The following is an 8,273-nucleotide window of genomic DNA, read 5'->3' as shown; positions in this document are numbered from 1 at the left end:
TGGTTTAGACTATCTAAAAACGCTGCGGGTGCAGGAGGCGGTGTATGAAGCCGCCGAACGAAAACTTCCGATTCAAATCTAAAGCCTCGGAAGTTTCTTCAAGATACGTTGATCCGTAGCTTTCAAATTTTTCGTAGCTTTGGCGTACCTTTGTTAATTCAACCTAGTCATCATGAATCGGCTACTTACCAATCTCCTAATCGGGTGCTGCGCTGTTCTACTATCCAATTGCGGTTCTTCTTCCGAATCGTCATCGGCTGACCAACGTCCGGCGGAAACTACCTCTAACTCTATTAGCAACCGGCTGGATAAATACACCAATGTCCGGCTCGAGACTTCTCTCGATCACCTTTCCGATAACCAGCAGCAAATAATCTCCCTGCTGATTGAAGCTGCCGATATTATGGACGGATTATTCTGGTATGAAGCTTACGGGCAGCAAGACAGTTTAATCGGTATGGTTGACGATGACGGTCTAAAAAAATACATCAATATCAATTACGGACCCTGGGATCGGCTGGATAATAACAAGCCTTTTGTGGAGGGAGTGGGACCAAAACCGGCAGGAGCTAATTTCTATCCGGCCAATATGACTAAGGAAGAATTTGAGCAAGCGGAACTAGCCGATAAAGCGAGTTTATACACCTTTATCCGGCGCAACGAAAGCGGCGAACTAATCAGCATTCCTTACCACGAAATGTTTGCTGAAGAAGTACAACAAGCTTCCGATTTACTGAAGCAAGCTGCTGAGCTAGCCGAAGATCCTGAATTTAAAAAGTATCTGGAGTTGCGATCTGAAGCATTGCTCACCGACGAATACCAAGCAAGTGATCTGGCCTGGATGGATGTAAAAAACAACGCCATCGACGTGGTAATTGGCCCAATTGAAACCTACGAAGATCAGCTATTTGGCTACAAGGCGGCCCACGAAGCCTACATCCTAATTAAAGATCAGGAATGGAGCCAGCGACTGGCGAAGTACGCTCAGTTTCTACCGCAACTACAGGAAAATCTTCCGGTAGACGACCGATACAAGCAAGAGAAACCCGGTAGCGATGCTGAGCTAAACGCTTACGATGTAGTGTATTACGCGGGTGATTGCAACGCCGGTAGTAAAACTATAGCGATCAATTTGCCCAACGACGAAGAAGTACAACTCAAGAAGGGTACCCGCCGACTGCAACTGAAGAATGCTATGCAGGCGAAGTACGACGAAATTTTAGTACCGCTAGCTGAAGTCTTGATTGACCCGGAACAGCGGCAGTATATCACTTTTGATGCGTTCTTTGCCAACACCATGTTCCACGAAGTGGCCCACGGCTTAGGTATCAAAAATACCATTGACGGCCAGAGCACGGTCCGTGAAGCCTTGAAGGAACACGCTTCGGCACTGGAAGAGGGAAAAGCCGATGTGCTTGGTTTGTACATGGTAACTCAGTTGCACAAAGACGGAGAACTGGAAGGCGATCTGAAGGAATTCTATACTACTTTTCTAGCCAGCATCTTCCGCTCGGTGCGCTTCGGGGCATCCAGTGCCCATGGCAAAGCCAACATGATTCGGTTTAGCTACTTCCAAGAAAAAGGAGCCTTTGAGCGCGATGCTGAAACCGGCACCTACCGCGTAAACTACGATCAGATGCAGCAGGCCATGAACGATCTATCCCAGGATATTCTGACCTTGCAGGGCGATGGTGACTACGATGGGGTTGCCCAGTTAGTAGCCGAAAAGGGAACGATCAGCCCACAGTTGCAGGCGGATTTAGACCGCCTATCCGAACAAAGCATTCCGGTAGACGTGACCTTTGAGCAGGGTGCGGATGTGCTGGGATTACCCTCTCTTTAGGGTAGCTGTCACTGACTTCGGGTTAATTGTACGCATAATTTCGATTAAGCTAGCAATCTTTTCTTATCTTGGTAGGAAGAGCTTGTTTTATGTATAAAGCTATATCGTTCAGTCTACTACTATTTATCGTAGCCTGTCAGCAGCAGGAAAAGGTTGCTGAGGAAATTAAGCAGCTTCCTAAAAAAGTAGACTTCAATTTCCACGTCAAACCCATCTTGTCCGATCGTTGCTTTGCTTGCCACGGCCCGGATAATAATCATCGGGAAGCGGGGTTGCGGCTGGATACGGAAGGGGGAGCGTTTGCTGCTCTGACCGAAAGTGAAGGCCACGCTATTGTTCCTGGCAGACTGGAAGCAAGCGTAGCTTACCAACGTATTACCTCGGACGATCCCGAGGAAGTGATGCCTCCGCCTGAGTCTAATCTGGTGTTAACTACATACGAGAAAGAAGTATTAAAAAAATGGATCGAACAGGGAGCGGAATGGAAGCCTCACTGGTCATTCACTCCACCCGAACAGGCTGAACTTCCTGAAGCTAAAAAAGCGGATTGGATAGCCAACCCGATTGACCAATTTGTGCTGGCGCGTCTCGAGCAAGAGGGCCTGAAACCTTCATTCGAAGCTAGCCGAGAAAAACTACTGCGTCGGGTGACATTTGACCTAACCGGCTTGCCTCCTACTTCAGAAGAAATCGCCGAATTTTTGCAAGATGATTCTTCTGAGGCTTATGAAAAGGTAGTGGAGCGTTTGCTAGACTCTCCGCACTACGGAGAACGAATGGCCCCAACTTGGCTGGATGCTTCCCGTTACGCCGACTCCCACGGGTATCAGGATGATCGCCCCCGAACCATGTGGCCTTGGCGCGATTGGGTAGTCAATGCTTTTAACAAAAATCTACCCTATGACCAGTTTATTACTTGGCAACTGGCGGGTGACTTACTACCCAACGCTACCTACGAGCAGAAATTAGCCACCGGATTTAACCGTAACCACGCCATTACCCAGGAGGGTGGAGTGATTGAGGAGGAGTACCTGACCGAATACGTTGCCGACCGAACCAACACTTTTTCTACCGCTTTTCTTGGTCTCACCGTGGAATGCGCTCGCTGCCACGATCATAAATACGATCCCATTTCTCAGAAGGAATATTACCAACTGTTTGCCTTTTTCAATAACGTACCCGAGCGCGGACAAATCAACTACCTTGACCAATCGCCCGAACCAACCATGCGGGTGCAAGATGCTGAACTGGAAGCTAAGAAAGCCTTCGTAGATTCTACAATTCTGGTATTGGAAGATAAGCTACAGCAAATAGAGAAACGGCCGGACGAATCTTTCAAGAACTGGTTAGCAAATAACGTTATCGAAGAAACGGTGGACACTGAAACTGACCTGATCGCGCACTTTGAGCTAGATGTTCTGGAAAATGAAGAGTTCCGAAGTAGCGATGGCTCGTTACCCGCCCGAATGAATGTGGCCCTTCCTACCAAAATAGCGTTGCCCGAGCACGTTTCTACTAAGAAAGGAAAAGGACTGCAGTTTGATGGCTCAAACTTCCTCACGCTGGGCGACATCGGCGATTTTGATCATTACGAACACTTCTCGTTCGGTGGATGGATTCAACATACCAATCAGCATGAAAAGCGGGCAGGGTTATTCAGTCGACGCAACGGAGAAATTCAACGCCAGGGCTACGATTTAACGTTGACTACAGATAATCGCTTGAGCTTACGCATAATTCACCACGAGGGACAGCAGTACATTGAAGTGACGACGAAGGCAAGGATTAGTCCGCAGCAGTGGGCCCATGTATTTGCTACCTACGATGGTTCGGGGAAAGCCCAAGGGGTACAATTGTACGTTGATGGAAAAGCTCAAGCACTCACGGTACAGCAAGATAATCTGGGCAGAAATCCGATCCAGAACGGCAATACCTTTTTGGTTGGACACTGGAACCACCGAGCCCGCTCTACCGATACCTACGGTTTTGCCGGAGGCACTATTGACGAAGTACGACTTTACCACCGGACACTTAGTCCCTTGGAAGTACAAACCCTAGCGGAAACACCATTGGATACTTCGGAAGAGAATTTGTACCATCATTATTTAGCGAGTGTCCGTCAGGATTTTCAATCGGTAAATGAAAGACTGGCAAAGCTACGGGCTACCGATGTTAACATTCCTAATGTAATGGTGATGCAGGAACAGGAAGAGCGGAAGCCTGCCTTCATTCTTGCCCGGGGGGCTTACGATGCCCCCACTGATTCGGTAAACCCTAATACTCCCGGTGCTTTATTAGCTTTTAACGAAAAATATCCGCAAAATCGTCTTGGATTAGCACAGTGGCTCATTCACGAAGATAATCCGCTAACTGCTCGAGTAGCCGTAAATCGGTTTTGGCAAATGTACTTTGGCCGAGGTTTGGTAGGCACACCAGAAGACTTCGGGAATCAGGGCGACTTGCCTACCCACCCCGAATTGCTGGATTGGCTAGCGGTAGAATTTAGAGAATCAGGTTGGGATGTAAAGGCCCTTCAGAAGCTTATTGTGATGTCGGCTACCTACCGTCAGTCAGCCGAGATTGATCCTAAAAAATACCGAAAGGATTCGGAGAACCTTTTATTAGCTCGGGGGCCTAATGCTCGCCTTACGGCCGAAATGTTCCGGGACAATGCGTTAGCAGTTAGTGGCTTATTGGTAGATAGTATTGGTGGAAAATGGGTAAAGCCTTACCAACCGGCCGGTATCTGGAAGGCGATGGCCAACCAGATTGGAGAAAACAAATATCGCCCGAGCAAAGGGCAAGGATTGTACCGTCGCAGTCTGTACACCTACTGGAAGCGAACAATCCCACCCCCGACGATGGTGATGTTTGATGCCCCTGAACGTACGCTCTGCGCGGTGAAACGACAAAGTACCAGCACTCCGCTTCAGTCACTAGCTCTACTAAACGATCCTCAGTTAGTGGAAGCCTCTCGTAAGCTAGCGGAAGTGATGTTGAAGGAAAATACCGGAGACCCAAAACTCCAGATCACCCACGGATTTCGGGCGGTTACATCCCGGGTTCCAACGGAAGATGAACTGGAAATTTTGCTTAGCCTATACGAAGAAAAGCAGGCTTATTACCAAGACCAGAAAAATGAAGCCGCAAAACTACTACAAACGGGGGAAGCACCCTACGATGAGCAATTGAACTCAGTAAGCCTAGCGGCAATGACGATTGTAGCCAATACGTTGTTCAATCTCGACGAAGCTAAATTTAGAAGTTAATAGGTTATGGATATTTTAGGTGAACATTTTCATCAATTAAACCGTCGGCACTTTTTGTCCCGTTTGAGCTTAGGCGTAGGTGGCTTGGCCTTAGGAAACCTATTAGGTTGTGACTCAAGGAGCACACTTGGTGGAAACACTCAGCCGGAAGCGGGTATACTGGATAAACTTCATGTAGCTCCCAAAGCGAAGAGGGTGATCTATCTGTTCCAGAGTGGCGGGCCTTCTCAGATGGACTTGTTTGATTACAAACCTATGCTGCGCAAGATGCACGGGGAGGAGCTACCCGCCTCGGTGCGGGGTGAGCAACGACTTACGGGTATGACCGCTAATCAGTCTTCCTTTCCGCTGGCCGCGCCTATGTTTGACTTTAAGCAGTACGGACAAAGCGGAGCCTGGGTAAGTGAGCTAATGCCGTACACGGCGGAGATTGCCGATGAACTGTGCTACATTAAAACCATGCATACCGAGGCGATCAACCATGATCCGGCTATCACTTTTTTCCAGACCGGTTCGCAGCAACCGGGCCGCCCTAGTATAGGCTCTTGGCTGAGTTACGGCTTAGGTAGCGACAATCAGAACTTGCCAACCTTCATTGTGCTGCTATCGCGGGGCGCGCAACGGCCGCAACCTATTTATTCCCGGCTATGGGGAAATGGCTTTTTGGCCTCTTTGCATCAGGGCGTGCAGTTTCGGGCGGGGAGCGATCCGGTGCTGTACCTGAACAACCCGGAGGGTATGGATGCCAAAACTCGTCGTGATGTGCTCGATCGTTTGAGTGAACTTAATACACTACGCTTACAGGATTTCGGCGACCCCGAAATTGAGTCGCGGATTGCTCAGTACGAGATGGCCTACCGCATGCAAACCTCGGTACCCGATGCGCTAGATTTATCGGATGAGCCAGATAGTACGTTTGAGATGTACGGCGAAGAAGCCCGCAAACCCGGAACGTACGCGGCTAACTGTTTACTGGCTCGTCGCTTGGCCGAACGGGATGTAAAATTTGTCCAGCTTTATCACCTAGGCTGGGATCAGCATACCGACTTACCCCGCGAGATTACTTCTCAAGCCCGCGATACTGATCGGGCTTCGGCCGCTTTGGTAAAAGACCTGAAGCAACGCGGTTTGCTAGATGATACATTGGTGGTTTGGGGTGGAGAATTTGGCCGAACCAATTACTCCCAGGGAAGGCTGACCGCCGATAATTACGGGCGCGATCATCATCCGCGCTGCTTCACCGTGTGGATGGCGGGTGGAGGAACCAAACCAGGCATCACCTACGGCGAAACCGATGAGTTTAGCTATAACATTGTGAAAGACCCCGTTCACGTGCACGACTTCCAAGCTACGTTATTGCATTTGCTGGGTGTAGACCACGAGCGATTGACGTTTAAACATCAGGGTCGGCGTTACCGCCTGACCGATGTACACGGCAAGCTGGTGAAAGGTGTTTTAGCGTAAGTACTATTGCGAACTAAACTACCATCGGCTAAAGACCGATGGGTTTGACTTCGGCTAAAGCCGACTAAAGCTATTCAACGGTTGTAAACTCTTCACCGTCTGTATCACTAGCATCTTGGTTTTTGATATATTCCATAATTATCTCATCGGTAATATTGCCCGAAGTCGCCACAAAATACCCGCGCGCCCAAAGATGACGACCCCAGAACAGTCTTGATATCTGTTTGTTTTCCTGCATCAGCTTGTATGAACCGCGCCGCGTCGGCTCTTTCCTTTCAAATACTGAACTAACTTGGACACAGCCAAATGAGGTGGCACTGAGACAAACAAATGTACGTGATCTTTGGACACATGACCTCGTAGAATTTCCACCTCGTTGCGCTTACATATCTCTCGCACGAGTTCCCGGACTCGTTTACCAACTTCACCGCCTAATACTTTCTTCCTATACTTGGTGATCCATACAATGTGATACTTGCAGTCATAGGTGGTATGGGATGTCTTGCGATAGTGTTGCATCCCGCAAAAATATAAAACTAAAGTCTTCGCCTAAAGGCGAGGGATTTTCCCCCAGATTGATACATTAATCGCATTTATATTTCTCTGTTTTTTTCTGATGATCAGAAAATCACCTTCTCTGTACCACTTTAGCATTGAGCTTAGTATATTTACTGACACTCAATACACAACATTTAATCTATCATGTCAGAATCATCTAGCTCTCGTCGTAACTTCTTAAAAGGAACTACCGCTCTTGCCGGAGCTGCTTTTATAACTCCTTATAACTTTTATATTCAACCTACTAAACCTAAACTCATGGAAGACATTATTGGTCACGGAGACTTCAAATATCGAGTACATAAAGAATGGGGAGATCTTAACCCTAGCGAGACCCCGGTAAATAATTGCCACGAAATGGTGATGGACTCTCAAGGGCGACTCATCATGATTACTGACGAGACTAAGAACAATATTATTATTTACGACAAATCAGGTAAGTTGCTAGATTCGTGGGGAGATCAATATCCGGGGGGGCACGGCTTAACGATATTTGATGAAGGTGGAGAAGATGTACTGTTTATTTGCGATCCGGGGGGGCGGGTTGACAAAACGACAGTAGATGGTAAGAAGCTAATGACCCTGAAAACCCCACACGAGTTAGGTATATATGAAGAGGAAGATCCTTATAAACCTACCGAAACAGCGATTGCTCCCAATGGCGATATTTACGTAGCTGACGGCTATGGTCATCAGTATATTATTCAGTACGACGCTGATGGAAACTATATTCGCCATTTTGGCGGCAAGGGCGATGGTGATTCTCAATTTTCTACCGCTCACGGCGTAGCCATTGACACCCGCAACCCTGATAACTTAACGTTGCTTTGCACTTCTCGTGCCCACAATGCATTTAAGCGATTCTCGCTGGATGGTGAGTATATAGAGACGATCTTTTTGCCCGGAGCTTACGTGTGCCGCCCAGTGATTGATGATGAAAACTTGTACGCCGGAGTGTGCTGGTCGCGTTTGAAGTACCTAAACCAAACCCCTGACTCGGGTTTTGTAACGATTTTAGGTAAGAACAACAAGGTAATCTCGAATCCTGGTGGTACTGAACCGGTGTATCGCGACGGTGAGCTGCAACTAATGGTGCAGAAGCAACCGCTGTTTAACCACTGCCACGATGTGTGTATTGA

General features: G+C 48.1%; 4 protein-coding genes and 1 pseudogene. 4 read left to right on the top strand and 1 reads right to left on the bottom strand.

What is annotated here, in order from left to right; translation table 11 throughout:
* Positions 1-172 precede the first annotated feature (172 nt).
* The 3 genes from WBA23_RS21210 to WBA23_RS21200 all read left to right on the top strand — a co-directional run bounded on the left by WBA23_RS21210 (position 173) and on the right by WBA23_RS21200 (position 6,576).
* Positions 173-1,843 carry a dipeptidyl-peptidase 3 family protein gene (locus WBA23_RS21210; RefSeq protein ID WP_424584283.1) on the top strand — a complete coding sequence of 557 codons (1,671 nt, stop codon included), beginning with the start codon at positions 173-175 and terminating at the stop codon, positions 1,841-1,843.
* A gap of 89 nt (positions 1,844-1,932) precedes the next feature.
* Positions 1,933-5,112: a DUF1553 domain-containing protein gene (locus tag WBA23_RS21205; protein ID WP_424584282.1), complete on the top strand. Its 3,180-nt coding sequence runs from the start codon at positions 1,933-1,935 to the stop codon at positions 5,110-5,112.
* A gap of 6 nt (positions 5,113-5,118) precedes the next feature.
* Positions 5,119-6,576, top strand: coding sequence for a DUF1501 domain-containing protein (locus WBA23_RS21200; RefSeq protein ID WP_424584281.1), 1,458 nt, complete (start codon positions 5,119-5,121; stop codon positions 6,574-6,576).
* 70 nt (positions 6,577-6,646) lie between these two features.
* Here the strand turns inward: WBA23_RS21200 and tnpA are convergent.
* Positions 6,647-7,095, bottom strand: a pseudogene (gene tnpA, locus WBA23_RS21195) (IS200/IS605 family transposase).
* Between the two features lie 183 nt (positions 7,096-7,278).
* On the opposite strand from tnpA, the gene WBA23_RS21190 reads away from it, so the two are divergent.
* Positions 7,279-8,273 (top strand): 6-bladed beta-propeller (locus WBA23_RS21190; RefSeq protein WP_424584280.1); only part of this gene is annotated, 995 nt, incomplete at its 3' end.

The sequence above is a fragment of the Tunicatimonas sp. genome, assembly GCF_049647865.1.
Classification (GTDB): Bacteria; Bacteroidota; Bacteroidia; order Cytophagales; family Cyclobacteriaceae; genus Tunicatimonas.
This window is presented reverse-complemented; position numbering and strand designations above follow the sequence as displayed.

What these genes read in the sequence shown, in the direction of transcription:
- WBA23_RS21200 (WP_424584281.1), top strand. Translation starts at nt 5,119, where the DNA reads ATGGATATTTTAGGTGAACATTTTCATCAATTAAACCGTCGGCACTTT.
- WBA23_RS21205 (WP_424584282.1), top strand. Translation starts at nt 1,933, where the DNA reads ATGTATAAAGCTATATCGTTCAGTCTACTACTATTTATCGTAGCCTGT.
- WBA23_RS21210 (WP_424584283.1), top strand. Translation starts at nt 173, where the DNA reads ATGAATCGGCTACTTACCAATCTCCTAATCGGGTGCTGCGCTGTTCTA.